Below are 1,329 nucleotides of genomic sequence, written 5' to 3' on the forward strand. Positions count from 1 at the left end.
AAATAGTGTGTGGTATTGTCTTTTAAGCGCCTTTGTTTCCATAAATCCACGAGTTATTAAGCAGGTATTTGGATTTAATATATCCAACATGATTTTAATTACTTTATTTTCAAAGTAGCTTGCGGTTGATAAAAGCATTACCTTTGAGTACTGAGATTTATAATCGTTAGCAATGCTTATATGGCTTTTACTAAGCAAAAAATTGTAATTGTTCTCATAGTCTTCGTACAATGCAGTTATAGCCTTACGCCCTGAGTCGTTATTAGGCATTCATATATTCCTGCAGCATATATCTAGCTCGATCAGTTCTTTTTTCAACGCTCTCTCTTCGAGTTGTCTTTCCTGTACTAGACTCCTTAAATTTTTCATCAGCTTTTAGTTGATTTAGAAACTCCGAAGTAATATCAGGAATACTTACTTTCCTTGTTTCAACGGACTCACGACAAGCAGCATAAAATACGGACTCAAATAAAGTAATACTTAGTCTATTCGCACCAGTTCTGAAGTCTTCGATTTTAATACTTTTACATGCTTCCATGAAACCACTCCAAAGTTCTTTAAAGAACTCATTATCTTCTTGAGTAAAAGATTTGGTAGCATTTGAAAATGTATTTAGAAAACCAGAAATTGTGGTTTTATAGCTTTCGCGGCTATGAACCATTGCAATAGTCCTTAATATTGCTTCTACGTCATTAAGCCTCATATCAACTATTTCTTTACCTAATATTACTTTTCGCCAAACTTCATTTTCATTTAGTTTTATTAAACTGACATTGAATTTTGAATGATATAAGCTCATCCTAATTTCCTGCGGGGTTAAATTCATACCACCACTGTTCAAACGGTTAAATATTTCAAACATTGCCCCATCTTCTTCATCATCATTTGTTACAGGTTTAATGATCATATTTCTTATGGTCGCTAAGTTTAGGGCCATTTGATTATCACCTAATGTCTTATAGTTTTTACCATTAAAACGATTATCTTGACCATCAACTAAACCATCTAAGCGTAAGTTAAATCTTTGAAAGTATGTGTCATCTTGCATGATATTATCAGGAATGTGGCCTTCTTCATCAAAAATAGACCTTAATTCAGAGCGCTTTTCTTTGCGTGGGAACCTACCATTAAAAAAGTAGTAAAGAGTCATTAGACGTTGTTGACCATCAATAACTAGAAATTCATTTTTTCCACTTTCATATAGGAATATCTGTGGTATGGGTAGGCCAATTAAAAGTGACTCTATAAGTTTAGACGCTCTTTTTATATCCCAGACATAATGCCTTTGAAAAGCTGGGATTTTAAATACTTTAGAGCTGATGAATGAAA

The 1,329-nt window shown here is 33.2% G+C and carries 2 protein-coding genes; both read right to left on the reverse strand.

Annotated features, from left to right (window positions below):
- Positions 1-270 (reverse strand): hypothetical protein (locus tag GQR46_RS20590; protein WP_206009718.1); only part of this gene is annotated, 270 nt, incomplete at its 3' end.
- On the reverse strand, positions 263-1,329 hold a 1,067-nt coding region (locus GQR46_RS19765), incomplete at its 5' end, for a DUF262 domain-containing protein (protein WP_165742235.1). The genes GQR46_RS20590 and GQR46_RS19765, both read right to left, overlap by 8 nt.

This window comes from Pseudoalteromonas sp. Z1A6 (assembly GCF_011378745.1).
Classification (GTDB): Bacteria; Pseudomonadota; Gammaproteobacteria; order Enterobacterales; family Alteromonadaceae; genus Pseudoalteromonas; species Pseudoalteromonas arctica.